Source organism: Actinoplanes sp. NPDC051470 (assembly GCF_040682035.1).
GTDB lineage: Bacteria > Actinomycetota > Actinomycetes > Mycobacteriales > Micromonosporaceae > Actinoplanes.
On record NZ_JBFBAA010000004.1, the window covers coordinates 176,712 to 201,435 of the forward strand.

The 24,724-nt window shown below is 70.8% G+C and carries 24 protein-coding genes; 14 read left to right on the plus strand and 10 right to left on the minus strand.

Annotated elements, in window-relative coordinates; all coding sequences use genetic code 11:
- Positions 1 to 258 precede the first annotated feature (258 nt).
- From AB0M54_RS09960 to AB0M54_RS09995, 8 genes are all read left to right on the plus strand, one after another.
- Positions 259 to 1,599: a ferredoxin reductase family protein gene (locus AB0M54_RS09960; RefSeq protein WP_364470222.1), complete on the plus strand. Its 1,341-nt coding sequence runs from the start codon at positions 259 to 261 to the stop codon at positions 1,597 to 1,599.
- Positions 1,600 to 1,719: 120 nt separating this feature from the next.
- On the plus strand, positions 1,720 to 3,225 hold the full coding sequence (locus AB0M54_RS09965; protein WP_364470224.1) for a GMC oxidoreductase: 1,506 nt from the start codon (positions 1,720 to 1,722) through the stop codon (positions 3,223 to 3,225).
- Positions 3,226 to 3,238: 13 nt separating this feature from the next.
- Positions 3,239 to 4,273 (plus strand): glycine betaine/L-proline ABC transporter ATP-binding protein, encoded by a 1,035-nt coding sequence (locus AB0M54_RS09970; protein WP_364470226.1) that lies wholly within the window; start codon positions 3,239 to 3,241, stop codon positions 4,271 to 4,273.
- Between the two features lie 101 nt (positions 4,274 to 4,374).
- On the plus strand, positions 4,375 to 6,186 hold the full coding sequence (locus tag AB0M54_RS09975) for an ABC transporter permease subunit (RefSeq protein ID WP_364470228.1): 1,812 nt from the start codon (positions 4,375 to 4,377) through the stop codon (positions 6,184 to 6,186).
- Complete coding sequence (locus AB0M54_RS09980) at positions 6,183 to 7,148, plus strand: ABC transporter substrate-binding protein (RefSeq protein ID WP_364316119.1); 966 nt, start codon at positions 6,183 to 6,185, stop codon at positions 7,146 to 7,148. Before AB0M54_RS09975 ends, AB0M54_RS09980 begins: the two co-directional genes overlap by 4 nt.
- On the plus strand, positions 7,130 to 9,619 hold the full coding sequence (locus AB0M54_RS09985; RefSeq protein ID WP_364470230.1) for an FAD-dependent oxidoreductase: 2,490 nt from the start codon (positions 7,130 to 7,132) through the stop codon (positions 9,617 to 9,619). Before AB0M54_RS09980 ends, AB0M54_RS09985 begins: the two co-directional genes overlap by 19 nt.
- 11 nt (positions 9,620 to 9,630) lie before the next feature.
- Positions 9,631 to 10,779 carry an N-methyl-L-tryptophan oxidase gene (gene solA / locus AB0M54_RS09990; RefSeq protein ID WP_364316115.1) on the plus strand — a complete coding sequence of 383 codons (1,149 nt, stop codon included), beginning with the start codon at positions 9,631 to 9,633 and terminating at the stop codon, positions 10,777 to 10,779.
- The gene (locus tag AB0M54_RS09995; RefSeq protein ID WP_364470232.1) at positions 10,776 to 11,888 is read left to right on the plus strand and encodes an aromatic ring-hydroxylating dioxygenase subunit alpha; all 1,113 of its coding nucleotides are present in this window, start codon (positions 10,776 to 10,778) and stop codon (positions 11,886 to 11,888) included. Before solA ends, AB0M54_RS09995 begins: the two co-directional genes overlap by 4 nt.
- Before the next feature lie 15 nt (positions 11,889 to 11,903).
- On the opposite strand, the gene AB0M54_RS10000 is transcribed toward AB0M54_RS09995, so the two are convergent.
- Both AB0M54_RS10000 and AB0M54_RS10005 read right to left on the minus strand, forming a co-directional pair.
- Positions 11,904 to 12,554: a response regulator transcription factor gene (locus AB0M54_RS10000; protein WP_364316110.1), complete on the minus strand. Its 651-nt coding sequence runs from the start codon at positions 12,552 to 12,554 to the stop codon at positions 11,904 to 11,906.
- The gene (locus AB0M54_RS10005) at positions 12,551 to 13,627 is read right to left on the minus strand and encodes a histidine kinase (protein ID WP_364470234.1); all 1,077 of its coding nucleotides are present in this window, start codon (positions 13,625 to 13,627) and stop codon (positions 12,551 to 12,553) included. The genes AB0M54_RS10000 and AB0M54_RS10005 overlap by 4 nt, the downstream gene beginning before the upstream one ends.
- Before the next feature lie 95 nt (positions 13,628 to 13,722).
- Between AB0M54_RS10005 and AB0M54_RS10010 the strand changes: the two genes are divergently transcribed.
- Positions 13,723 to 14,121: a hypothetical protein gene (locus tag AB0M54_RS10010; protein ID WP_364316104.1), complete on the plus strand. Its 399-nt coding sequence runs from the start codon at positions 13,723 to 13,725 to the stop codon at positions 14,119 to 14,121.
- On the opposite strand, the gene AB0M54_RS10015 is transcribed toward AB0M54_RS10010, so the two are convergent.
- Positions 14,110 to 14,640: a GNAT family N-acetyltransferase gene (locus AB0M54_RS10015; RefSeq protein ID WP_364470236.1), complete on the minus strand. Its 531-nt coding sequence runs from the start codon at positions 14,638 to 14,640 to the stop codon at positions 14,110 to 14,112. The genes AB0M54_RS10010 and AB0M54_RS10015 overlap by 12 nt on opposite strands.
- A gap of 34 nt (positions 14,641 to 14,674) precedes the next feature.
- Here AB0M54_RS10015 and AB0M54_RS10020 point away from each other — a divergent pair, with 34 nt between their 5' ends.
- Positions 14,675 to 16,546 (plus strand): propionyl-CoA synthetase, encoded by a 1,872-nt coding sequence (locus AB0M54_RS10020; protein WP_364470423.1) that lies wholly within the window; start codon positions 14,675 to 14,677, stop codon positions 16,544 to 16,546.
- Here AB0M54_RS10020 and AB0M54_RS10025 read toward each other — a convergent pair.
- Positions 16,526 to 17,311, minus strand: coding sequence for a nuclear transport factor 2 family protein (locus tag AB0M54_RS10025; protein WP_364470238.1), 786 nt, complete (start codon positions 17,309 to 17,311; stop codon positions 16,526 to 16,528). The two genes, AB0M54_RS10020 and AB0M54_RS10025, sit on opposite strands and share 21 nt — an antisense overlap.
- 38 nt (positions 17,312 to 17,349) lie before the next feature.
- On the opposite strand from AB0M54_RS10025, the gene AB0M54_RS10030 reads away from it, so the two are divergent.
- Positions 17,350 to 17,886, plus strand: a complete 537-nt coding sequence (locus AB0M54_RS10030; RefSeq protein WP_364470240.1) for a hypothetical protein — start codon at positions 17,350 to 17,352, stop codon at positions 17,884 to 17,886.
- A 105-nt stretch (positions 17,887 to 17,991) separates the two neighbouring features.
- Positions 17,992 to 18,369 carry a hypothetical protein gene (locus AB0M54_RS10035; RefSeq protein WP_364316093.1) on the plus strand — a complete coding sequence of 126 codons (378 nt, stop codon included), beginning with the start codon at positions 17,992 to 17,994 and terminating at the stop codon, positions 18,367 to 18,369.
- Here AB0M54_RS10035 and AB0M54_RS10040 read toward each other — a convergent pair.
- On the minus strand, positions 18,366 to 18,959 hold the full coding sequence (locus AB0M54_RS10040) for a chloramphenicol phosphotransferase (RefSeq protein WP_364316090.1): 594 nt from the start codon (positions 18,957 to 18,959) through the stop codon (positions 18,366 to 18,368). The two genes, AB0M54_RS10035 and AB0M54_RS10040, sit on opposite strands and share 4 nt — an antisense overlap.
- The gene (locus AB0M54_RS10045; protein WP_364470242.1) at positions 18,956 to 19,579 is read right to left on the minus strand and encodes a TetR family transcriptional regulator; all 624 of its coding nucleotides are present in this window, start codon (positions 19,577 to 19,579) and stop codon (positions 18,956 to 18,958) included. Before AB0M54_RS10045 ends, AB0M54_RS10040 begins: the two co-directional genes overlap by 4 nt.
- Positions 19,580 to 19,645: 66 nt before the next feature.
- On the opposite strand from AB0M54_RS10045, the gene AB0M54_RS10050 reads away from it, so the two are divergent.
- Positions 19,646 to 20,707, plus strand: coding sequence for a hypothetical protein (locus AB0M54_RS10050; RefSeq protein WP_364470244.1), 1,062 nt, complete (start codon positions 19,646 to 19,648; stop codon positions 20,705 to 20,707).
- 95 nt (positions 20,708 to 20,802) lie between these two features.
- Here the strand turns inward: AB0M54_RS10050 and AB0M54_RS10055 are convergent, their stop codons facing one another.
- The 4 genes from AB0M54_RS10055 to AB0M54_RS10070 are packed head-to-tail and all read right to left on the minus strand — an operon-like array spanning position 20,803 to position 24,422.
- Positions 20,803 to 21,744 (minus strand): aminoglycoside phosphotransferase family protein, encoded by a 942-nt coding sequence (locus AB0M54_RS10055; protein ID WP_364470246.1) that lies wholly within the window; start codon positions 21,742 to 21,744, stop codon positions 20,803 to 20,805.
- A complete protein-coding gene (locus AB0M54_RS10060; protein ID WP_364316081.1) occupies positions 21,741 to 22,070 on the minus strand; it encodes a DUF6204 family protein in 330 nt (109 codons plus the stop codon). The genes AB0M54_RS10055 and AB0M54_RS10060 overlap by 4 nt, the downstream gene beginning before the upstream one ends.
- 43 nt (positions 22,071 to 22,113) lie before the next feature.
- On the minus strand, positions 22,114 to 23,469 hold the full coding sequence (locus AB0M54_RS10065; protein WP_364470248.1) for a glucose-6-phosphate dehydrogenase: 1,356 nt from the start codon (positions 23,467 to 23,469) through the stop codon (positions 22,114 to 22,116).
- Positions 23,466 to 24,422, minus strand: a complete 957-nt coding sequence (locus AB0M54_RS10070; RefSeq protein WP_364316077.1) for a helix-turn-helix domain-containing protein — start codon at positions 24,420 to 24,422, stop codon at positions 23,466 to 23,468. Before AB0M54_RS10070 ends, AB0M54_RS10065 begins: the two co-directional genes overlap by 4 nt.
- Positions 24,423 to 24,549: 127 nt before the next feature.
- Between AB0M54_RS10070 and AB0M54_RS10075 the strand changes: the two genes are divergently transcribed.
- Positions 24,550 to 24,681: a hypothetical protein gene (locus AB0M54_RS10075; protein ID WP_364316074.1), complete on the plus strand. Its 132-nt coding sequence runs from the start codon at positions 24,550 to 24,552 to the stop codon at positions 24,679 to 24,681.
- The last annotated feature ends 43 nt before the right edge of the window (positions 24,682 to 24,724 follow it).

Genomic DNA, 24,724 nt, shown 5'->3' on the forward strand with positions numbered 1-24,724 from the left:
TTCGAAAATCCCAGAATTTTTCTGAGCTGACTCGATGGAGGCTAGGAGTTGGCAGGTCAGAAAGCTAATTGCCGGAAAAGAATTGAGCCGGTCTTGAGCCGCAATTAAGAAAGAAATATGGGACTCGGCTCGAACTCTCTATATCAGCCGTTCGGCCGATGTCGGGCGTCAAGGGCCTCAGCGTCGGCTGAACGTCAGAGTGAACCGGTTGCCCGCTCCGGCGTGTAGTACAGGAGACACCAGGAACAGGAGACTGCGATGACGGCCACCAGTCAAGCACCGACAAGATCCGCTGTGCACCCGGCGACCGCCGCCCGACTCGTCCTGTTCGGGGTGCTCGGGGTGAACCTGCTGTTCGTCTGGTACATGTTCTTCACCTCGGACGGCCCCGAGAAGAACACCCTGATCACCGTGGGGAAGTTCTTCGGCCTGCACGTCGCGCTGGTGATGATCTTCCAGCTGGTGCTGATCTCGCGGCTGCCGTTCCTCGACCGCCGGCTGGGCATGGACCAGCTGACCACGCTGCACCGCTGGGTCGGCTTCACGCTCTTCTGGACGCTGCTCGCGCACGTCACCTTCATCGTGCTCGGCTTCGCCCAGCTCGACGGCAACTCGCCGCCGGTGCAGATCATCAGCCTGGCCGGCTCGTTCCCGGTGTTGCTGGGAATGGTGGCCTTCCTGATCATCGGTCTGGTCGCGATCGTGTCGGCCCGATATGCCCGGCGGCGCCTTTCCTACGAAGCGTGGCACGCCATTCACTTTCTGCTTTATCTGGTTATCGTGCTCGCTCTCATTCACCAATTGTTCGAGGTCACCACATTCACCGCGTCGTCGTGGTCGCGGCGGTACTGGTTCCTGCTCTGGACGCTGGCCCTGGCCGGGCTGATCATCGGCCGGGTGGTCCTCCCGGTGTGGCGCAACTCCCGGCACCAGTTCCGGGTGGCGGCCGTGGTTCCCGAGTCGGACGACGTCGTCTCGGTGCACGTCACCGGCCGGAACCTGGACAAGCTGCCGGCCCGGGCCGGGCAGTTCATGCTGTGGCGCTTCCCCGGGCACAACCCGTGGTGGCAGGTCAACCCGTGGTCGCTGTCGGCGGCGCCGAACGGCAAGTCACTGCGCCTGACGGCCAAGGCGATCGGGAGGACGAGCGCCGGCCTGCGCGACCTGCCGGTCGGCACGCGCGCTTTCCTGGAGGGCCCGTACGGCGCCCTGACCAGCGTGCAGCGCACCCGCCCGGGCAGCGTGCTGATCGCCGGCGGCATCGGCGTCACCCCGATCCGGGCCCTGCTGGAGGAGCTGACCGGCCCGATCACCGTGCTCTACCGGGTGCCGACCATGGGCCACGCGGTGCTGTTCGACGAGCTGGACTCGCTGACCCGGATGCGCGACGCCACGATGCACGTGCTCACCGGCCGCACGAGCGAGGGCAACAACCCCTTCGCCCCGGCCGGCCTCCAGTCCCTGGTCCCCGACATCACCGCACGGGACATCTACATCTGTGGACCCGAGAAGATGACCGTCGCGGTCCTGAAATCGCTCACCGAGCTGGGTGTCCCCAAGAGCCAGATCCACGCCGAGCGATTCCGCCTGGCCGGGTGACGACACGGCAAGACGTTCCTGTGAACTGCCCAGGTCATTTGTTGCACTGAGGTAAAAGTCTCAGTGTTCGATTGACGACAGTGGGTGAACCCTCTTTAGTGATCACCGGATCACGGAAGGTTGGGTGCGCTGGACACGCAGGAATACGACGTCGTCGTCGTCGGTGGAGGCACGGCGGGCGCCGTGGTCGCCTCGCGGCTTTCGGCGGACCCGCACGTCACCGTCTGTCTGATCGAGGGTGGACCGTCGGATGTGGGCGACGACCGGGTGCTGCGCCTGCGCAACTGGATCAACCTGCTCGAGTCCGAGTTCGACTATGACTACGGGACGGTCGAGCAGCCGCGGGGCAACTCGCACATCAGGCACAGCCGGGCCAAGGTGCTCGGCGGCTGCTCGTCGCACAACACGATGATCAGCCTGCTGCCGCCGCCCGAGGACTTCGCCGACTGGGTGGCCGCGGGGGCGGCCGGCTGGGCGTACCCGGACCTGCTGCCCTACTGGCAGCGCCTGGCCGTGAACATCGTGCCGGTGGCCGAGCGCAACGCGCTCGCCGTGGACTTCGTCGAGGCCGCGCACAAGGCGCTCGACGTGCCGGTGATCGCCGACCTGAACGCGGCGCCCTTCCCGGACGGCACCGGCTTCTTCCCGGTCGGCTACCACCCCGAGACCGGGGTCCGCTCGTCGTCCTCGGTGGCCTATCTGCACCCGCACCTCGACCGTCCGAATCTGACCATCCTCACCGACACCTGGGCGTCCAAGCTCGAGACCCAGAAGGACAAGGTCGTCGGGGTACGCACGGACAAGGGCACGATCCGGGGCCGGGAGTACGTCCTCAGCGCCGGCGCCATCGACACCCCGCGCCTGCTGCTCCTCAGCGGCATCGGCCCGGCCGGCGACCTGCGCCGGCTCGGCATCGACGTGGCCCGCGACCTGCCCGGCGTCGGCGAGCACCTACTCGACCACCCCGAGTCGCTGATCCTCTGGGAGGCCAGCCGCCCGGTGCCGCCGGAGTCCGCGATGGACGCCGACGTCGGCCTCTTCGTGCGCCGCGACCCCGCCGACCCCCGCCCCGACCTGATGTTCCACCTCTATCAGATCCCGTTCACCGTGCACACCGAACGCCTCGGCTACGACGTCCCGGCGCACGGCTTCGGGATGACCCCGAATATCCCGCGCCCCCGCAGCAGCGGCCGGTTGTGGCTGGTCGACGCCGACCCGGCGACCAAGCCCGCGCTCGACTTCCGCTACTTCACCGACCCGGACGGCTACGACGAGCAGACCATCGTCGACGGTCTCCGGATCGCCCGTGAGGTCGCCGCCACCGAGCCGTTCGCGTCGTGGATCACCCGCGAGATCGCACCGGGGCCAGAGCTTCAGACCGATCAGGAGCTTTCCGCGTACGGACGGGCCGTGCACCACACGGTCTACCACCCCGCCGGAACGTGCCGGATGGGCGCCGACGATGATCCCCTGGCCGTGGTCGACCCCCGGCTGCGGTTGCGCGGCTTCGCCAACGTCCGGATCGCGGACGCCTCGGTGATGCCGGCCATGACCTCGGTGAACCCGGTCGTGACGGTGCTGATGATCGGCGAGCGGGCAGCCGACCTGATTGCCCAGGACTTGTGACCAGAGGACAGCAGTGACTCCCACGATCAAGGTCGAGAACCTCTGGAAGGTCTTCGGCCTCAAGCCCGAGCGGGTGCCCGGCACCGAGCTCGGCCGGCTGCCCCGCGCCGAGCTGCGGGCGAGAACGGGCTGCGTCGCCGCCGTGCGGGACGTCAGCTTCGAGGTGGCGCCGGGCGAGGTGTTCGTCGTCATGGGACTGTCCGGCAGCGGCAAGTCCACGCTGGTCCGGTGCCTGACCCGGCTGATCGAGCCGACCAGCGGCGAGGTGTCGATCGACGGCGAGAACGTGCGCACGATGGGCCCGAAGCGGCTGCGCGAGCTGCGCCGGCACCGGGTGGCCATGGTGTTCCAGCACTTCGGCCTGCTGCCGCACCGGCAGGTGGTGGACAACGTGGCCTACGGGCTGGAGATCCAGGGCGTCGGCAAGGCGAAGCGGCACGAGCGGGCCGGCGAGGTGCTCGACCTGGTCGGGCTGACCGGGCACGAGCACCAGTACCCGGACCAGCTCTCCGGCGGCATGCAGCAGCGGGTCGGCCTGGCCCGCGCGCTCGCCACCGACCCGGCGGTGCTGCTGTTCGACGAGCCGTTCAGCGCGCTCGACCCGCTGATCCGCCGGGACATGCAGGCCGAGGTGCGCCGGTTGCACGCCGAGGTGGGCAAGACGCTGGTCTTCATCACCCACGACCTGGCCGAGGCGCTGAGCCTGGGCGACCGGATCGCGGTCATGCGCGACGGCGACCTGGTGCAGGTGGGCACGCCCGAGGATCTGGTCGGTGACCCGGCCGACGAGTACGTGGCCGACTTCGTCCGGGAGGTGCCACGGGCCGACGTGCTGACGTTGCGCCGGATCGTGCGGCCGGTCGCCGACGGCGAGGAGACCGAGGACAAGCCGCTGCCCGCGTCCACGGTGATCCGCGACGCGGTGTCCCGGGTGCTGGGCGCTTCCCGGCCGATCGCGGTGGTGGACGGCGACTCGCGGATCGGTGTCGTGGACGCGGGCCAGTTGGTGCCGGCGTTGATCGGCCATCGGCCACAGGTGCACGCGTGACCAGCATTACCGCCACAGCCACTGCCGAAGGCACCCCGGCGGCAGAGTCAGCACCGGCACGCCGGTGGCCCCTGCGCCGTACCCTCATAGCGATTTTGATCTTGGTCTCGATCGTTGCCTATCTGATTTTCCGGACCGATGGCGCGGCCGATTCCGACGACGCGTGGGCGTTCCGGTTCCTGACCGACGTGCGGACCTGGGTCGACCAGAACCGGGACACCAGCCCGGTCTTCCTGTACGGCGTCAACTACCTGCGGCTCGGCGTGGTGGTGCTGGTCGGCGCGGTGCAGAGCCTGCTGTACGGGCTGGGCGCGATCGGCCTGATCGCGACGGCCGGGACGATCGCGCTGGTGCTGGCCGGGTGGCGGAGCGCGCTGCTGGCGGTCGGCGGCTTCGTCGCGCTGGGCCTGCTCGACCTGTGGACCGAGAGCGTCGACACGCTGGTGCTGACGCTGTCCGCGGTGGTGCTGACGGTGCTGATCGGCGTGCCGCTCGGTGTGCTGGCCGCGCGCGTGCGGTGGGTCGGCGCGGCGATGCGGCCGGTGCTCGACGTCATGCAGATCCTGCCCACGTTCGCCTACCTCGCCCCGATGACCCTGCTGTTCCTGATCGGCGAGCCGGCCGCGATCATCGCCACGCTGATCTACGCGGTGCCGGCCACCATCCGGATCACCCAGCTCGGCATCTCCGAGGTGTCCGCTACCACGGTCGAGGCGGCCACCGCGCTCGGCTCGACCCGCTGGCAGGTGCTGCGCAAGGTCCGCCTGCCGATGGCCCGGCCGACGCTGGTGCTGGCGGTCAACCAGACGATCATGATGGCGCTGTCCATGGTGGTGGTCACCGCGCTGATCGACGCGCCCGGCCTGGGCCTGAACATCGTGGTCGCGTTGGAGCGGGTGAACGTCGGCGCCGCCTTCGACGCGGGCCTGGCCATCGTTGTGCTGGCCATCGTGCTCGACCGGGTGACGACCAACGCGGCGTCCCGGCGGGTCCGCCGGATCTGGCTCGTGGCGCCGGCCGTGGTCCTGGTCGCCGCCCTGGTCATCGGGTTCACCAACGACTTCCCGGGCGACTGGCGGTTCTCCTTCGCGGCGCCGGTCAACGACGTCACCGGCTGGGCCGAGCTGCACTGGTACGACGCCACCGAGGCGATCAAGAACGGGATCACCGCCGCCCTGCTCAACCCGCTCGAGTCGCTGCTCGTGACGACGCCGTGGTGGCTGCTGGTCGCCGTGGTGCTGGCCTTCGGGACGCTGACCGGCGGCTGGCGCTCGGGGCTGATCGCGGCCCTGGCCACGGCCGGGCTGTCCGGGCTGGGCCTGTGGCAGCACTCCATGCAGACGCTGGCCACGGTGCTCGTCGCGGCCGTGCTGACGCTGCTGTTCGGCCTGCTCCTCGGGGTGCTCGCGGCCCGGCACGACCGCTTCGCCCGCGGCCTGCGCCCGCTGCTCGACGCGGCCCAGACCATGCCCTCGTTCGTCTACCTGCTGCCCGCGGTCGCGCTGTTCGGCGCGACCCGGTTCACCGCGATCGTGGCCGCGGTGATCTACGCGGTCCCGCCGGTGGTGCGGCTGGTGGAACGCGGCATCCGCGACGTGCCCGCGACCGTGGTGGAGGCGGCCCGTTCGGCCGGGTCCACCCCGCGGCAGTTGCTCTGGAAGGTCCAGCTCCCGATGGCCCGCGGCGGCCTCATGCTCGCCACCAACCAGGGCATCGTCATGGTGCTCGCGATGGTCGTGGTGGGCGGACTGGTCGGCGCGGGCGCACTGGGTTACGACGTGGTGGCCGGGTTCTCGCAACGCGAGGACTTCGGCCAGGGTCTGGCCGCCGGCCTCGCGATCGTCCTGCTGGGCATCCTCCTCGACCGGCTCACACAGGGTTTCTCCCAACGGAAGAAGGTTTTTCGGTCATGAAGATTCGCATCCTTGCCGCCGCCCTCACGGCGGCAAGTCTCGCTTTCACCGCCGCGTGCGGTGGCGCGAAGTCGGACGCGGGGGCGGCGTCCGACGGCGCCTCGAAGGGCGAGAAGGGCACGGTCAACATCGCCATCAACCCCTGGGTGGGGTACGAGGCGAACGCGGCCGTGCTGGCCTACCTCCTCGAGAAGGAGCTGGGCTACAAGGTGGAGAAGAAGAACCTCAAGGAGGAGATCTCCTGGCAGGGCTTCGAGACCGGTGAGGTCGACGTCATCGTGGAGAACTGGGGCCACGACGACCTGAAGAAGACCTACATCGAGGAGAAGAAGGTGGCGGTCGAGGTCGGCCCCACCGGAAACAACGGCAACATCGGCTGGTACGTGCCGCAGTGGATGGTCGACAAGTACCCGGACATCACCGACGGCAAGAACCTGAACAAGTACGCCGGCCTGTTCAAGACCTCGGAGTCCGGCGGCAAGGGTCAGCTGCTGGACGGCGACCCGTCGTTCGTCACCAACGACGCGGCGCTGGTGACCAACCTGAAGCTCAACTACAAGGTGGTCTTCTCGGGCAGCGAGGCGGCGATCATCAAGGCGGCGCAGCAGGCCACGGCGCAGAAGAAGCCGCTGCTGTTCTACTTCTACGAGCCGCAGTGGCTGTTCTCCAAGGAGAAGTACGCGCGGGTGAAGCTGCCGGCCTACACCCCCGGTTGTGACGCCGACCCGAAGAAGGTCGCCTGTGACTACCCGGACTACAAGCTGGACAAGATCGCCAGCAAGAAGTTCGCCGACACCGGCGGCGAGGCGTACACCCTGATCAAGAACTTCTCCTGGACCAACGACGACCAGAACAAGGTCTCCGACTACATCACCAACCAGGGCATGTCGGCCGACAAGGCCGCCGAGCAGTGGGTCAAGGAGAACGAGGCGAAGTGGAAGGCGTGGCTTCCCGCAAAGTAGTCATCGTCGGGGCGGGCATCGTCGGCTGTGCGCTGGCCGACGAGCTCACCCTGCGCGGTCTGACCGACGTGACCGTGCTGGAGCAGGGGCCGCTGTATGCCACCGGTGGCTCCAGCTCACACGCGCCGGGCCTGGTGTTCCAGACCAACCCCTCGCGAACCATGGCCCGGCTCGCTCAGTACACCGTGGACAAGTACGTCGACCTGGGCTGCTTCGACCGGGTCGGCAGCCTGGAAGTGGCGACCACGCCGGCCCGGCTCGCCGAGCTGCACCGGCGGCACGGCTTCGCCCAATCGTGGGGCATCTCGTCCGGGTTGCTCAGCCCGGACGAGTGTCGCGCGCTGTACCCGCTGCTCGGGGAGTCGGTCCTCGGCGGCCTGCACGTTCCGGGGGACGGCCTGGCTCGGGCCGTCCCCGCCGGGGAGGCACAGGCGCTGCGGGCTCAGGCCCGCGGCGCGGTGTTCCTGCCCTTCCACCGCGTCGCTTCCGTCGCCGTCGAGAACGGCCGCGTCACCGGCGTCCAGACCTCCGACACGTTCTTCCCGGCCGACATCGTGGTGTCCTGCGCCGGCTTCTGGGGGCCGTCGGTCGGCGCGCTCGCCGGGGTGCGGATCCCGCTGCTGCCGATGGCCCATCAGTACGCGCACACCTCCGCCGTCGGTCGCACACCTTCGGTGATCCTGCGTCACCAGGACCAGGACCTCTATTTCCGTTCCTACCCGGACGGGCACCTGGGTGTCGGCTCCTACCTGCACCCGCCGATGCCGATCGACGTGTCCGCGATCGAGGACTCCACGCTGGCCTTCACCCCGGCCGACTTCGCGTCGTCCTGGGCGGCGGCGCAAGACCTGCTGCCGGCGCTGCGGTCGTCGTCCGTCGCCTCCGGTTTCAACGGCGTCTTCTCGTTCACGCCGGACGGTTTCCCGCTGCTCGGCGAGTCGCCCGTGGTGCGCGGGTTCTGGTCGGCCGAGGCGGTCTGGGTGACGCATTCGGCCGGGGTCGGTCGCGTCGTCGCCGAGTGGATCGTCGACGGGCGGCCGTCCCTCGACCTGCACGAATGCGACCTCAACCGGTTCCACGAGGCGCAGCTCTCCCCCGCCTACGTGCACGAGCGGTCGGTGCGGAGCTTCGTCGAGGTCTACGACATCCTGCACCCGCTCGACCCGCCGTCCGTGCGCGACGTGCGGACCAGCGCTTTCCACCCGCGGCAGGTCGCGCTGGGCGCGGTCTTCGGCGAGGGCGCCGGCTGGGAGCGTCCGCTCTGGTACGAGTCCACCGCGGCGCTTTGCTCTGCGCACTCATACTCACCCCCTTCCCAAAACGTCCTGACCTCGGCCGACGCGTCCGACGCCACCGCGCCATCCACCACGAAAGCACCCCCAAATGCCGAGACCGCAGGTCAGGCGGGGGGTGAGTATGAGTGCGCAGAGCAAAGGGGGCTGGTGCGGGACTCGTGGTCGGGGCGGCACTGGTCGCCGGTCGCCGCCACCGAGGCCCGGGTCACCCGGGAACGGGTCGCGCTCTACGACATGACGCCGCTGATGCGGCTGGAGGTCGTCGGGCCGGTGTCGTTCCTGCAGGGGCTGACCACGAACAACGTCGACAAGCCGGTCGGCACGGTGGTCTACACGCTGCTGCTGGACGAAGGCGGCGGGATCCTCTCCGACATCACGGTCGCGCGGCTGGCCGAGGACCGCTTCCAGGTGGGCGTCAACGGGATGCTCGACCTGCACTGGCTCCGGCGGCACGCGCCGGCCGGGGTCTCGGTGCGGGACATCACCGGCGGGACGTGCGGGCTCGGCGTGTGGGGGCCGCTGGCCCGGGACCTGGTCGCGCCGCTGACCGACATCGACGTGTCGCACCGGGCGTTCGGGTACTTCAAGGCGCGGCAGGGGCACATCGGAACGGTTCCGGTGACCATGCTGCGGGTGTCGTACGTGGGTGAGCTGGGCTGGGAGGTCTACGCGAGCGCGGATCAGGGCCTGAAGCTCTGGGACACGCTGTGGGCGGCCGGGCAGGAGCTCGGGATCATCGCCGGCGGGCGGGCGGCGTTCAACAGCCTGCGGCTGGAGAAGGGCTACCGGCTCTGGGGCACGGACATGACGCCGGAGGATGACCCGTACCAGAGCGGTCTGGGTTTCGCCGTGCGCCTCGACGCCGGTGACTTCGTCGGCCGGGCCGCGCTGTCCGCGGACGAGCCGACGCGGAAGCTGACCTGCCTGGTGCTCGACGACGAGGGCTGTGTGCCGATGGGCAAGGAACCGATCGTTGTTTCCGGGACAGCGGTTGGATTCGTAACGAGCGCCGCATACGGTCACACCATCGGGTCACCGATCGCCTACGGGTGGTTGCCAACGTCGGTCGCCACGCCGGGGACGCGCGTACAAATCGGATATTTTGATCGGCTGCTTTCCGCCACCGTCGCCCAGGAGCCCTTGGTCGACCCGAAGATGGAGCGGATCAGGCGTTAGGGAGGTCCCGCGTGGCGGCTTATGACGTGATCGTGGTCGGGCTCGGGGGCATGGGCAGCGCGACCGCCTACCATCTGGCCGCGCGCGGGCACCGGGTGCTCGGGCTCGAGAAGTTCGGGCCGGCCCACGATCAGGGCGCCAGCCACGGCGGGTCACGGATCACCCGGCAGTCGTACTTCGAGGGGCCGGACTACGTGCCGCTGCTGCTGCGGGCGTACGAGCTGTTCGACCAGCTGGCCCGGGACTCGGGGCGCGAGGTCATCCGGCGGACCGGCGGCGTGATGTGCGGGCTGCCGTCCAGCCGGACCGTCTCGGGCAGCCTGGCCAGCGCCGAGCAGTGGGGGCTCCCGCACGAGATGCTGTCGGCGGCCGACCTGCGCAAGCGGTTCCCCACGTTGAGCCCGGAGCCGGACGAGGTCGCGCTCTACGAGGACAACGCCGGTTTTGTACGGCCGGAGGAAACCGTCTCGGCGCACCTGACCCTGGCCGCGGCGGCCGGCGCCTCGTTGCTGTTCAACACGCCCGCCCTCCGCTGGAGTTCATTGCCGGCCGGCGGGGTGGAAGTCGTGACCGCTGATGGGACATTTCGGGCGGACCAGCTCGTTGTCACGCCCGGCCCCTGGGCGCCGCAGCTGCTCACCGACCTGGGCGTGCCGTTCACGATCGAGCGGCAGGTGCAGTACTGGTTCCAGCCGACCGGCGGGACCGGACCGTTCGAGGACCACCCGATCTACGTCTGGGAGGCGGCCGACGGCACCCAGGTGTACGGGTTCCCGGCCATCGACGGACCGGCCGGCGGCGCCAAGATCGCGTTCTTCCGCCGCGGCGCCGTGACGACGCCGGAGACCATCGACCGCGACGTGCACCCGGCCGAGATCGAGGCCATGGCGGCCGCCGCCGGGAGCCACCTGCCCGATCTGCCCGGCACGTTCCTCAAGGCCAAGACCTGCCTCTACAGCAACAGCCCGGACGAGCACTTCGTCATCGCCCGGCACCCCGCGCACGAGGCGGTCACCGTCGCGTGCGGCTTTTCCGGGCACGGCTTCAAGTTCGTGCCGGTGGTCGGCGAGATCGTCGCGGACCTGGCCACCACGGGCACCACCCGGCACCCCATCTCGCTGTTCGACCCCCGCCGCTTCACAGAGGTGATCCCGTCGTGACCGCTCCTTCGCTGATCCCCACCCTCCCCGGCCACCACTACACCGACCCCTCCGTTTTCGCTCTCGAGCAGGACCGCGTCTTCGAGCAGATGTGGTTCTGCGCGATCCGGTCGTCGGACATCGGCACGCCCGGCGCGTTCCGGACCGCCCGGGTCGGCCGGGAGAGCATCCTGATCACCCGCTCGTCGTCCGGCGCCGCCCGCGCCTTCCTCAACGTCTGCCGGCATCGGGGCGCCCAGCTCTGCGTCGAGGAACAGGGCGCGGTGAAACGGACCTTCCGCTGCATGTACCACGCGTGGGCGTACGACCTGGACGGCAAGCTGGTCGCCGCGCCCAATCTGGTCAAGATGCCGGACATCGACCGCGTCGAGTACGGCCTGCGGCCGGTGCACGTGCGCGAGTGGCTCGGCTACGTCTGGGTGGCGCTGGCCGACGAGCCGCCGTCCTTCGAGGACGACGTGATGGGCGCCTGCGTCGAGCGGCTCGGCGACCTGGCCTCGATCGACCGCTACCGGCTGGACGAGCTGACCGTCGGCCGCCGCATCCGCTACGACGTGGCCGCCAACTGGAAGCTGATCATCGAGAACTTCATGGAGTGCTACCACTGCTCGACCATCCACCCCGAGCTCACCCACGTGCTGCCCGAATTCGCCGGCGGGTACGCGGCGCAGTACTACGTCGGCCACGGCGCCGAGTTCGGCCCGGCCGTCGAGGGCTTCACGGTCGACGGGCGCGCCGGTGTCGCCGCGATCGACACGATCACCGAGGACCAGGACCGCCGCTACTACGCCATCACGATCAAGCCGCAGGTCTTCATCAACCTGGTCCCCGACCACGTGATCTTCCACCGGATGTTCCCGCTGGCGGCCGACCGCACGATCATCGAGTGCGACTGGCTGTTCCGCCCCGACGTGGTCGACTCGGGCACCGACCTGGGCGCCTCGGTCGAGCTCTTCGACCGGGTGAACCGCCAGGACTTCGAGGCCTGCGAACGCTGCCAGCCCGGCATGGCCTCCCGCGGCTACCGCTCGGGCGGTGTCCTGGTCCCGAGCGAGCACCACATCGGCGCCTTCCACGACTGGGTCAAGCAGCGCCTCGCACTCGGCTGATCAACAGGACCGACCCTAAGCGGTGAGGCCGGCGCGGTGGGCGATGACGGCCAGCTGGGTGCGGTCGCGGGCGTTCAGCTTGGTGATCAGGCGGCTCACGTAGGTGCGGGCGGTCGCCGGGCTGAGGAACAGGGCCGCGCCGATCTCCTGGTTGGTCTCGCCCAGGCCGACGCGGGCCAGGACGGCGCGCTCGCGGTCGGTCAGGCGGGCGAGGCGCGGGTCGGGCGTGGGCTGCGGGGTCTGGGCGGCCACCCGCTGCATGACCTGGCGGGTCACCGACGGGGACATCACGTTGCCGCCCTCGGCGACGGTGTGCACGGCGCGGCGCAGGTCGTCGGAGCCCGCGTCCTTCAACAGGTAGCCCGCGGCGCCGGCCCGGATCGCGCCGTCGATCTCGTCCGGCGCGTCGAACGTGGTCAGCACCAGGACGCGGACCATGGACAGGGACTCGTCGGCCACGATCTTGGCCGTGGCGGTCAGGCCGTCGCCGCCGGGCATCCGGATGTCCATCAGCACCACGTCGGGCCGGTGGCGGCCGACCTCGGCCAGACCGAGCACCCCGTCGGACGCCTCGGCCACGATCGTGATCCCGGGGTCGTTCTGCAGCAGGGCGCGCAGCCCGGCCCGGACCAGCATCTGATCGTCGACCAGCACGACGCGGATCACGCGGGAGCCTCCAGGGTGACGATGAAGCCGCTCGGTTCGTGCCGGGCGTCCAGCGAGCCGTGCACGGCCGCCGCACGCTCGGCCATGCCGGCCAGGCCGTGGCCGGTTCCCCGGCCGCCGGAGGGTGGCCCGTCGTCGCTGATCGTCAGGCGCAGCCGGCCGGCGGTGACCGTGGCGACCACGTCGACCCGGCTCGCGCCCGAGGCGTGGCGGACCACGTTGGTCACCGCCTCCTGGACGATGCGGTAGGCCGCCACGTCGACCGAAGGCGACAGCTCTCCCGGGGCGACGGCGATGTCGGCGTACACATCGAATCCCGCGGAGCGGGCCGCGTCGAGCACCGGATCGAGCGCGGTGAGGGACAGCGGCTCGTCGGCGCGCAGCAACCCGACGGTCCGGCGCAGCTCACGCATCGTGTCCGAGGTGGCGTCCTTGATCCGGCGCAGCGCGACCTCCGCACCCTCCGACGAGGGACCGAGCGCCTCCCGGGCGACATCCGCGTGCAGCGAGATCACCGAGATCGTGTGCCCGATCGAGTCGTGCAGGTCGCGGGCGATGGCCAGGCGCTCCTCACGGGCGGTGAGCGCGGCCAGCTCACGTTGCTGGGCGCGTTGCCGGCGGCGGCTGCGCAGCCCGTCGCCGAGCGCGATCGCGGCCGCCATCAGGGCCACGTGCGGCACCAGGTCGTACCCGAGCACGAAGGCGACGTCCTGGCCCTCCAGCAGCCGGTACAGCAGGGACACGGCCAGGACGCCGGCGGCCGCGCCGATCGACTCGGTCAGCCGGCCCGCCTCGGCCGCCGAGAACAGCGCCGCCGCCACCGGCACCGCGATGCCGACGGCCGGGTAGTCGGCCGCGTAGTAGGCGAACAGCCCCAACGCGGTCACCAGCAGCACCGCGCGCGGGTGGGTGCGCCGCGCGAACATCAGCGCGCCCAGGCCGGCCGCCCACAGGTAGGCGAGCGCGTCCGGCCCGTGCGTGCCACCCTGCCGCGACGAGATGACCGCGGCCAGCGACCCGGTCACGGCCAGCCCGAGCAGCGCGTCCACCAGCCACGGGGTGCGTCGGTCCATGCCTCAACCTAACGCCCCGTGATGTCGTCGAGGGTCGACAGAAGCATCGCCCGGGTACGGATGGCAGCCCGCGACGCCGCGCCTAGTTTCGGCGCATGCTGAAGCCCTGGGCCATGATCGTGCTGGCGCTGCTGGCCGTCCCCCGCGCCGTCCTGCACGACCTCGACGTCATCCACGAGCGCACGTTCGTCAACCTGCTCTTCGTCTTCGTCCCCCTGCTGGCCTGGGTGGCGGCGGCCGTCCTCACCGCCACCGCGAAGCCGTTCCTCAGCCTGCTCATCGTCGGCGCGATCTACGGCCTCGGGCTGGCCCTGACCCACCAGATCTTCTGGGACCACGCCATCACGGCCGACGCGGCGAGCCGGGCCCCCGAGGTGGTGCTGCGCGCGTTCGCCTTCGTGAGCAGCCTCTTCACCGGTCTCCTCACCGGCGCCGTAACCGGCCTGATCGCCTGGGGCCTGGACCACCTGCGCGGCCGGCGATCAACGCAGTGACTTGCGCATGCGGACGAGCGGGACGGGCGCGCCGCCGGACGCGTCGGTCAGGTGCTCGACCGGCTGGTAGCCGGCCGCCTCATAGAGCGGCCGCCCGGCCAGCGTGGCCACCAGGCTCAGGGTGGTGAAGCCCTCGGCGGCGGCCGCCTGCTCGCAGTGGGTGAGGATGAGGCGTCCGACGCCGCGGCGGGTGAAGGACGGGTGGGTGTACATCGCCCGGATGCGGGCCGGTTCGGTGGCCGGGTCGAGCAGCGCGGCGTCCCGCCCGGCCGAGTGGTCCCCGCCGTACATCGTCGCCCGGCGGCTCCAGCCCCCGCAGCCGGCGTAGGCGTCGCCGGAGCGGACCACGTAGTAGGTGCCGTCGTCGATCAGCTGCGTGTCCAGGCCCATGATCGCCTGGCTGGACGCCACCTGGTCGGGGGTCAGGAACGGGCGCAGGAGCTCGGCCGTCGCCGACGAGATCAACGGCCGCAGGGCGGGCAGGTCGGCGTGGGTGGCCGGGCTGATCGTGAACCGCATGGCGTCAAGTGTGAACGGCGCGCAGGATGAGCTGATGGGTGACTACCGGCAGGCGTACGAGCGCAGCATGCGGGACCCGATCGGGTTCTGGCGGGACGCGGCCGAGGCGATCGACTGGGTCCGGGCGCCGGAGCGGATCCTCGACGACAGCGCGGCGCCGATCTACCGGTGGTATCCGGACGCCGAGCTGAACACCTGTTTCAACGCGCTCGACCGGCACGTGGAGGCGGGACGCGGCGAGCAGCCGGCGCTGATCCACGACAGCCCGGTGACCGGCGTGCTCCGGTCGTACACCTATCGGGAACTTCGCGACGAAGTCGCGGTCTTCGCCGGCGCCCTGCGGAACCTGGGTGTGGAGCGGGGCGACCGGGTCGTGATCTACATGGCGATGGTGCCCGAGGCGGTCGTCGCGATGCTGGCCTGCGCGCGGATCGGCGCGGTGCACTCGGTGGTGTTCGGCGGCTTCGGGGCGAAGGAGCTGGCCGCGCGCATCGACGACGCCAGGCCCACGGTGATCGTGGCCAGCTCGTGCGGCATCGAGCCGGCCCGCGTGGTGCCCTACCAGCCGATGCTCGACGCGGCCCTGGACCTCGCCGCCCACCGGCCGTCGCGCCGGATCATCCTGCAGCGGCCGCAGCACCCGTTCGCGCTGGGTGCGAGTGACGTCGACTGGGCCGACGCCGTCCGCGACCAGGCGCCGGTCGACTGTGTCCCGGTGGCCGCCACCGACCCGCTCTACCTGCTCTACACGTCGGGCACGACCGGCCGGCCGAAAGGCGTCGTCCGGGACAACGGCGGGCACGCGGTGGCGCTGCGCTACTCGATGAAAGCGGTCTTCGCGGCCGGGCCCGGCGACGTGTTCTGGGCGGCGTCCGACGTCGGCTGGGTGGTCGGCCACTCGTACATCGTCTACGCCCCGCTCCTCACCGGCGCCACCACCGTGCTCTACGAGGGCAAACCGGTGGGCACGCCGGACGCGGGCGCCTTCTGGCGGGTCGTCGCGCAACACGGCGTCACCGTCATGTTCACCGCCCCGACCGCCATCCGCGCGATCAAGAAGGAAGATCCCGAAGGCACACTGCTCGGCGGGTACGACCTGAGCACGCTGAAGTGCCTCTTCCTGGCCGGCGAGCGCCTCGATCCGGAAACCTACGCGTGGGCCGGGGCCCGGCTCGGCGTACCCGTGATCGACAACTGGTGGCAGACCGAGACCGGCTGGCCCATCGCGGCCGGCCCGCGCGGCCTCGAGGAGCTGCCGACCCGGGCCGGCTCACCGTCGTTCCCGGTGCCCGGCTACCGCGTCCGGGTGGTCGACGGCTCGGGCGAGGACGTGCCGGCCGGCGCCGACGGCGCGATCGTCATCGGCCTGCCGCTGCCGCCCGGCTGCCTGCCGACCCTGTGGGGTGACGACGAACGTTACGTCGCGTCCTACCTGTCGGCGTTCCCCGGCAACTACCTGACCGGCGACGGCGGCCGATTCGACGCCGACGGCTACCTGTACGTGATGGGCCGCACCGACGACGTCATCAACGTGGCCGGTCACCGGCTGTCCACCGGCGCGATGGAGGAGGTGCTGGCGTCACACCCGGCAGTGGCCGAGTGCGCGGTGTTCGGGGTGCACGACGATCTCAAGGGCCAGGTGCCGCGCGGGCTGGTCGTGCTCAAGGCCGGCGCCACCGTCGACCCGGCCGATCTGGTCGCGCTGGTCCGCGAGCAGATCGGCGCGGTGGCGGCGCTGCGGCGCGTCGACGTCGTGGCCGGGCTGCCGAAGACCCGCTCCGGCAAGATCCTGCGGGGCACGATGCGCGGCATCGCCGACGGCCGGGACCAGCCCGTGCCGTCGACGATCGAGGACCCGGCCGTGCTCGACGCCTTGACTCCGGTACTACGCGGGGACCGGGTATGACACGTGCTGGTGGATCATCTGCCACGTGCCGCCGCGGCGCTGGAAGACGCGCGTACCCCGGGAGAGGTCGGGTTCTCCGTCGTGGCTCATGTGGTTGAGCCCCCACGCGACGGCCAGGTCGCCGGCCACGTGGATGGTCAGGTCGGGCGTGGTGAAGGTGACCTTGCCGTCGGTCGACTCGAGGCCGGCGCGGCACGACTCGCGGACGGCGTCGGCGCCCCGGTACTCGATCGGTTCCTGGTGCTCGTAGGACACGACGTCGCCGGCGATGCTCGCCATCATCGCGTCCAGGTCCTTCGCCTCGGTGGCGCGTGACCACCCCTCGTGGATCTCCTTGATCTCGTCCTTTGAAATCCCGCCCTCGTCGCTTCCGATCCCGCTCTCGTCGCTGAACGAATGGTGCTCGTGCTGCACCACCCAGACCCCGTCCTTCTTCTGTACGCCCAGCGTCAGGCGCAGCCGCTGCGCCCCGATCTCGTCCGGCATCCCGCACTTCAGCAGCGCGTACGCGTACCCCACGTCCTCCCCCGCGACCACGGTGAGCTCGACGATCTCGAAGACCGCCCCGCTGGCCTGCCAGACGAAGAACGGCACCCACGACTCGCGGTAGGCGTCGAGGCCGCGCACCCCCTGGTACGGCGGCGGCACGTCGAACATGACAATGTCGTCGGCATGCCGATCCAGCACCACATCCATCTCACCGGCGTGGACGGCGGCCGCCCAGCGCACGACCAGTTCCCTGACTTCGTTCTCGCTGTTCGTCATGCCCCTGTAACCCCGCTCCTTCCGGAAACTCATCGCTGATGCAGCCGAGGATCCAAAGTTTGTGGACCGCCCTGGCCGGCGTGCCGACCACCTTCGGCGGCGACGTGGTGGTGTCGCCCGGCTCGGCGCTCTGCCCACCCGGCTGGTCCGGCGTGGTGACCATCGAGAACAAGGCCGTCGTCACCGCCCCCACCCCTGCCGCGGCCGCCCTGCTGCGCGACGCGCTGGCCGGCCTGCCGGTCCCGGAGTGGACCTCGCCCGAAGCGTTGCGCGCGCGGCTGCCGGTCGACGAGTTCCTGGGCCCGGCGACGCTGGCGTACTGCTCCGCTCTGCGCCCCGCCGACACGTCCGACGTCTCGACCGGCTCGTGGGAGTCGCTGGTGGCCTCGCCCGAAGACGCCGGCGAGGCGGGCCTCGACGAGATCACCTCGCCGGCCTTCGTGATCCGCGCGGGCAGGCAGGTCGTGGCGGCGGCCGGCTACCGGCGCTGGCCCCGCCCCGAGCCGTCCCGCCGGGTGGCCCGGGCGCTCGGCTTCACCGAACTGGGCACCCAACTGAGCCTCCGCCTCGCCTGAAGTCCCAGGACCAGCTCAGCATGCGCGTCCCACCGTTCGTGGCAGTGGTAGGTCCTGACGGTATTCGGGGCCGCAATGCCTGGTTCGGATCGCTATCGTGAGCGCGTGAGTGTCCGAATGCGAGCGACCGGCCTCGTGGCCGCCACGCTGCTCGTGGCCGGGTGCGGGGGCGGCGGCCCGAAGCCGGACGAGAACGACCCGTGGCTCGTGGTCAGCGCGTACATCGAGGCGCTAAACGCCGACGACCCCGACCAGGTCGACGATCTGGTGGCCCCGGGCGCCGACGCCGACCGGGCGATCGCCGAGCGGCTCGACCGCCTGGGCGGGCGCCACCTCGACTACGACACGATGCAGTTCCGCGGCATCGGGATGGCCGGCACCACCTCGGTCGACCTGACCCTGCGCAACTGGAGCACCAAGGAGACCTACCGCGACTCGTTCAGCCTGTCGCGGCAGGACGCCCGCTGGTACATGGTGTTCTAGGCCAGCTGCCGGAAGGCGTCAGCCGGTGATCCGAGACGTTGCGCGATCACGGCGGCGCATTCCGCCGGGGTCAGCGCCGAGGTGTCCACCTCCAGGTCATAGAGGCCAGGCTGGTGTACGGCTTCGTGCCACAGTTCGACCGGGTGGCGTACCCCGGAACCGGGGGTGAAGCCCGCGCCGCCCCACGTGGCTCGCCGCCGGGCCAGGGCGACCTCGACGGGGCACCGGACCCCGACGAAGAGCACCGGCAGCCCGTCGAGTTGCCGCGCGCACCGGCCCAGCACGTGCCGGGCGGTCGAGTAGTGGTCGTGGTGCACGGCGTCGACCACGACGTTGAGGCCGAGGCGGCTGTGGGCGGCGATCGACTCGTACAGGGCGCGGTACCAGTCGACGATGTACGGCTCCAGGTCGGGCCGCTCACCGCCGGGCCGCAGACCGATGCCGGGCTGCAGTTTGCGCGGTGTCATCCGCATGTAGGCGTCCACGCCGAGGTTCATCCACACGCCGTCGAACGTCTCCTGGATCACCGAGACGATGCTCGACTTCCCGGAGCGCGGCGGCCCGTTGAGGATCACGATCTGCCCGCTCACAGCCGACACCTACTGACTTCCGTATCCCCGGCGGCCTCCAGCGCCGGGCGGAGCGGCGTCAGCGCGGTCCGCAGAAGATCGGTCAGGGAGCCGGAGACCATGACGAAGCCGGGCATGCTGGTCGGCCGCAGCCACTGACGAAGAGCCACCTTGACGGCGGCGCCGACCCCGGCCGACAGCACCTGCGCGGTGAGCGTGTCGACGCCCGGGCAACGCTCCACGATAGCTTCGGCGAGCGGATCCTCGATCGCCGCGACGGTGTCGATGTAGCACGCACGCAGCGCCGGGCTACCCGTGATCATCAGCAGTGCGTCCCGCCCGCCCTCGTCCTCGTACTGCCCCGCCACGGCGTCGATCACCGCCTCACCGAGCCCGACATCGGCATCCCGGCCGACGACGGCCGCCGCCACCCGCGACTCGCGGTCGGCGATGACCGCCGCGACGATGGCCTGCTCACGGCTGGAGAAGTAGTTGTTGTAGGTCCGCGTCGACACTCCCGCGGCCTCCGCGATGTCGTCCACCCGCACGTTCTCGGGCCCACGTTCCCACGCCAGCCGCAGCGCCGCCGCGCCCAGCGCCGCTCGGGTGGCCTGCTTCTTCTGTTCCCGCAAGCCCGTCACGTGTCCCACCTTGACAGAAAGAATGCGCGCACGCAAACTTGCGCTCACGCACTTTCAAGGAGGGCCATGCGCGCCAAAGGCATCGCGTACAACACCGGATTTGTCGTCGACGGCCACAACTCGATCGACCACCTCGACCCCGATCGTGTCGGGCGAGAGCTGACGATCATCCGGGACGATCTGCATTGCACCGCCGTCCACCTGGTCGGCGGCGACCCGGAGCGGCTGGAGCTCGCCGCCCGGCACGCGGCCGGCCTGGGCCTGGAGATCTGGTTCTCGCCGTACCCCATCGAACAGACCCCGGCCGAGATCCAGACCTTGTTCGCCGACTGCGCCGACCGGGCCGAACGCCTGCGCGCGAACGGTGCCGAGGTTGTCTTCGTGGCCGGCGTCGAGCTGACCATCATGAACCCGGGTTTCGTGGATGGCGCCCGCCTGGACGACCGGCTGGCCACCCTGTTCGCCGACCCGGCCGCCCGCCCCCGCCGGATCGCCCAGGCGCGGGCTGCCCTGGACACCTTCCTCGGCCAGGCCGTGGCCGAGATCCGCACCCGTTTCCACGGCCCGGTCACCTACGCCGCGATCCAGTTCGAGGGCGTCGACTGGAGCCGGTTCGACATCATCACCTACGAGCTGATCCGCTCGGCCGAGGTCGAGCCCCAGTTCCGCGAGGCCGTCCGCACGTTGACGGCCCAGCCCAGGCCGGTTGCCGTCACCGGCTTCAGCACCGCCACCTGGCGAGGCGCCGCCGCCGTGGCCCCGCAGAGCATGGCAATCGTCGAGCACGACGAATCCACCGGCCGCCCCCGGCGCCTGAACGGCGACTACCAGCGCGACGAGCAGGAGCAGGCCACCTACCTGGCCGAGATGCTGGAGATCTTCGACACCGAGGGCGTGGACAGCACCTTTGTCCACCTGTTCGCCCTCGACAACTACCCGCACCGCCCCGACGGTGACCCCCGGGACGACCTGGACATAGCCAGCCCCGCCATAGTCAAGGTCTTCGAAAACCGCCGCGGCGACACCTACCCCGACATGCCCTGGGAACCGAAAGCCGCTTTCACCACCGTCGCCGACCACTACGGCCGCTCGCGTAACCGAAGGGACACCACAAAGCCGGCGGCATAGCCGCCGGCCCGGGCGGACCGCACGTCAGTCGCGTGGTCGAGGAGTGGGCGCGTCCTTCGTACGCAGGACGTAGATCGACGCCTTCAACTCGCCGTTCAGGGTACGGACGGTGGTGGGGACCCGCTCGTAGCCCGGCTCCCCAGCCGGCTCGACCAGCGATCCGTGGACCTGAGGATCTCGTCGAGGACGCGGGCGGCTCCGGCGTCGGCCGGGTTGTCGGCCAGCAGGATCAGGGCCTTCCACAGGGCCCAGCCCCGGCCCCGGGACCACTCGGCGTCGTCGGCGGCCAGCCGTGAGCGGAACGCCGATCGGGCCTCGGGGGTCAGCAGCGTCCAGGCCACCACCAGGTCGCAGGCCGGGTCGCCGACGCCGCAGGTGCCGAAGTCGATGACCGCCGCCAGTTGTCCGTCGCGCTGCAGGAGGTTGCCGTCGGCCACGTCGCCGTGGAACCAGCGGTCGACGCCGTCCCAGGTGGCGTCCAGGGCGGCGGTCCAGACCGCGCGGGCCAGGGCGACGTCGATGTGGCCGGTCAGCCTGGTCAGCGCGTCCCGGGTCTGCTCGTCGTAGGTGGCCAGCGGGCCGCCGCGGAACCAGTTGTGCAGGCCGGGCCGCGGTCCGCCGTCGCTGTCCACGGCTCGCAGGGCGGCCAGGAAGCCGGCCAGGTCGGTCGCGAACCGGACCGGGTCGGCGATCTGGTCGGCGGTGGCCGGCGAGCCGTCCAGCCAGCCGTAGACCGACCACACGAAGGGGTAGCCGGCGCCGGGCTGCCCGCAGGCCAGCGGCGTCGGGATGGGCAGCGGGAGGTGCGGGGCGAGGGCCGGCAGCCAGCGGTGTTCCTTGGCGACCGCCTGCGCGTACTCCGCCGCGCTGGGCAGCCGCACCGACATGCGGTCGCCGAGGTGGAAGGTCTGGTTGTCCCAGCCGGATGCGGCGACGCGGGTCACCGGCAGGCCGGCCCACTGCGGGAACTGCTCGGCGACCAGCCGGCGCACCTGGTCCTCGCCGACCTCGACGCGCTTCGGGACCGGGACGCTCACCGGGACAGCTTGCGGCCGCGGGCGCCCAGCGGGACCTCGGCCATGTCGACGGCCTGGACCTTGAGGTGCTTGTACGCGTAGCCGCGCTCCTCCAGCCAGCCGATCGCGGCCAGTTCGGCCTCCGTCGCGGCGGCGGCGGCGTCCTCGGCCGAGAGGGCGAAGCGGAAGGCGAAGCTGGGCCGGACCGTCAGGTCGTACGTCAGGTGACCCTCGGGGGTGTAGGTGGTGTGCAGGTAGTCGTGCGACGCCTGGTCGGCCACCAGAGCCGCGCGCTGGTCGTCGGTCAGGTCGGCGAAGGCACCGCGGACGGTGACGCGGATCGTCATGAGGGCCGACGGTAGCCGCGCGGCCGCGACCACGCAGCGAATTTCAACCGCCCAGGAGCCAGCCGTGCGGTGCGGCCAGCTTGCGGGCCTTCGGCGGACCCGACGACCCCGGCGGGTACGGGATCAGCCTCGGCCTGTTCTCCAAGAGGGGCGTCACGACCTTCCACGCCGCGGCGAGACCGTCGGGACGGGTGAACAGGGACCGGTCGCCGAGCAGCACGTCGTGAATGAGCCGGGCGTACGCGGGAAGGGGTTCCGCGTCGGGAAGCGACGCCAGCGGCAGCGAGACCGAGGCCGGTTCCAGGCCGAGGGCGACGCCGGGCTTCTTGGCCAGCAGGGTGGTGTCGATCTCACCGTTGCCGGCGAGCGAGAAGGTGAGCACGTTGCCGCGCGCGGGCAGATCGCGGAACGGGCCGTCCGGCGTACGCAGAACGAGGGAGACCTGCTGCGCGCTCTGCGCGAGCCGCTTCCCGGTGCGCAACAGGAACGGCACGCCGCGCCATCTCGGGTTGTCGATCCACAGCCGGGCCGCGACGTACGTGTCCGTGCGCGACCGCGACGCGATGCCCTTGATGTCCTTGTAGCCCTCGAACTGACCGAGCACCACCTCGGCCGGGTCGAGCGGCCGGAACGAGCGGATGACCTTCTCGCGGGCGGCCTGGAGATCGGCGGCGGCGAACGACGCCGGCGGCTCCATGGCCACCTCGGCGGCCACCTGGAACAGGTGGGTCACCAGCATGTCGAGCACCGCGCCGGTGGCGTCGTAGAAGCCGGCCCGGTCGGCCACGTCGAGCGTCTCGGGCACGTCGATCTGCACGCTCTCGATGTGGTGCCGGTCCCACATCGCGCCGAACATCTCGTTCGCGAAGCGCAGCACGTGGAGCTGCTGGGTGGCTTCCTTACCGAGGAAGTGGTCGATGCGGTAGACCTGATCCTCGTCGAGCACCCGGTGGACCAGCCGGTCGAGCGTACGGAAACCGCCGGGTGACGTGCCGAACGGCTTCTCGTACACGACCCTCGCGCCCTTGGCCAGGCCGAGGTCGCCGAGCGCCTGGGTGGTCTCGGGGAACGCCACCGGCGGGATGGCCAGGTAGTGCACGAGCTGGGCCCGGGTGCCGAGTTCGCGATGGGCCCCCTCGATCACCGGGCGCAGGTTGTCGAAGCCGCCGCCGGCGAAGCGCAGCCGGTCGAGGAAGGCCCGGGACGGTTTGCCGTCGAGCGCCTCGTGCACGTTGCGCTGGAACTCGTCGTGGGCGACGTCGCCGCGGCCGTTGCCGACGAGCATCCACTTCGCCGGCAGCAGGCCCGCCTCGGCCAGCGTGTGGAACGCCGGCAGGACCATCCGGCGGGCCAGGTCGCCGGTGGCGCCGTACAGCACGAACACGGTGGGTTGGGTCATGCGCGGATGGTTCCCCGGAACGTGCCCCGGTACGCCTGTGGGGTGGTGCTCATCCGCTGGGCGAAGTGGTGGCGCAGGGTGGCGGCGCTGCCGAAGCCGGCCCGGACGGCGATGCTGTCGACGCCCAGGTCGGAGTCTTCCAGCAGGCGCCGGGCGAGCAGCAGCCGCTGGCCGGTCAGCCAGTCGTGCGGGGTGACGCCGGTCTCGGACCGGAACTTCCGGGCGAAGGTACGCGGGGCCATGTGGGCCTGGTCGGCCATCGTCTCGACGGTGTGGGCCTCGTGCAGCGACTCGAGCACCCGGGTGAGCACCGGCTGGAGCGTGTCGCACTGCACCGGCATCACCGGCGACTCGATGAACTGGGCCTGGCCGCCGTCCCGGTGTGGCGGCACGACCATCCGCCGGGCGATCGCGGTGGCCACCGCCGAGCCCTGCTCCTCCCGGATCAGGTGCAGTCCCGCGTCCACGCTGGCGGCGGTGCCGGCGCTGCTCAGGATGTTGCCGTCGGAGACGTACAGCACCCCGGGGTCGACCTTGGCCTCGGGGAACCGCCGGGCCAGCTCGTCGGTGTGCCGCCAGTGGGTGGTGCAGCGGCGCCCGTCGAGCAGGCCGGCCGCGCCGAGGGCGAAGGCGCCGGTGCACACGCTCATCACCCAGGCGCCGCGGTCGTGGGCGCGGCGCAGGACGTCGAGGACCTCGGCCGGCGGCTCGGCCAGGGTGTCGTGCGGCACGACCGCGACGAGGTCGGCGTCGTCGGCCGGCGCGAGGTCGTGGTCGGGGACGATCGAGAACCCGGCATGGGTACGGACGGGAGCGCCGCCCGGGGTGCAGACGGCGTACTCGTACCCCGGCAGCCCCTCGGCGGTGCGGTCGTAGCCGAACAGCTCACACATCACGCCGAGCTCGAACACGGCGACGTCGTCGAGGGCGATGACGGCCACTTTCCGCAACATGCCGACAGCCTAACCGGCCTTGGCAGGATTTTGTAGATGTGTGGCATCACTGCCACTGTCCCTCCGCCACGGACCGGCGCATGCTTTCTCCTGTAAGCAACAAAACCCCAGCTCAGGAGTGATCACCATGGCTATCGGCGTGCTGCTTTTCCTCGTCCTCATCGCCCTCGCCGCCCGGTTCGGGCTCGTCGCCGACAGCCGGGACAGCGCCGACTGGAAGCCCTCATCCGACGGCATGCGCCGGGCGCGGTGGGAGTGAACGACCGACTCAGCTCTCGGCGAACACGCTCAGGGCGAACAGG

What these genes read in the sequence shown, in the direction of transcription:
- AB0M54_RS10025 (WP_364470238.1), bottom strand. Translation starts at nt 17,311, where the DNA reads ATGACGAACAGCGAGAACGAAGTCAGGGAACTGGTCGTGCGCTGGGCG.
- AB0M54_RS09980 (WP_364316119.1), top strand. Translation starts at nt 6,183, where the DNA reads ATGAAGATTCGCATCCTTGCCGCCGCCCTCACGGCGGCAAGTCTCGCT.
- AB0M54_RS10015 (WP_364470236.1), bottom strand. Translation starts at nt 14,640, where the DNA reads ATGCGGTTCACGATCAGCCCGGCCACCCACGCCGACCTGCCCGCCCTG.
- AB0M54_RS10070 (WP_364316077.1), bottom strand. Translation starts at nt 24,422, where the DNA reads ATGTTGCGGAAAGTGGCCGTCATCGCCCTCGACGACGTCGCCGTGTTC.
- AB0M54_RS10020 (WP_364470423.1), top strand. Translation starts at nt 14,675, where the DNA reads ATGGGTGACTACCGGCAGGCGTACGAGCGCAGCATGCGGGACCCGATC.
- AB0M54_RS10030 (WP_364470240.1), top strand. Translation starts at nt 17,350, where the DNA reads ATGCAGCCGAGGATCCAAAGTTTGTGGACCGCCCTGGCCGGCGTGCCG.
- AB0M54_RS10075 (WP_364316074.1), top strand. Translation starts at nt 24,550, where the DNA reads ATGGCTATCGGCGTGCTGCTTTTCCTCGTCCTCATCGCCCTCGCCGCC.
- AB0M54_RS10050 (WP_364470244.1), top strand. Translation starts at nt 19,646, where the DNA reads ATGCGCGCCAAAGGCATCGCGTACAACACCGGATTTGTCGTCGACGGC.
- AB0M54_RS10065 (WP_364470248.1), bottom strand. Translation starts at nt 23,469, where the DNA reads ATGACCCAACCCACCGTGTTCGTGCTGTACGGCGCCACCGGCGACCTG.
- AB0M54_RS09960 (WP_364470222.1), top strand. Translation starts at nt 259, where the DNA reads ATGACGGCCACCAGTCAAGCACCGACAAGATCCGCTGTGCACCCGGCG.
- AB0M54_RS10010 (WP_364316104.1), top strand. Translation starts at nt 13,723, where the DNA reads ATGCTGAAGCCCTGGGCCATGATCGTGCTGGCGCTGCTGGCCGTCCCC.
- AB0M54_RS10060 (WP_364316081.1), bottom strand. Translation starts at nt 22,070, where the DNA reads ATGACGATCCGCGTCACCGTCCGCGGTGCCTTCGCCGACCTGACCGAC.
- AB0M54_RS10005 (WP_364470234.1), bottom strand. Translation starts at nt 13,627, where the DNA reads ATGGACCGACGCACCCCGTGGCTGGTGGACGCGCTGCTCGGGCTGGCC.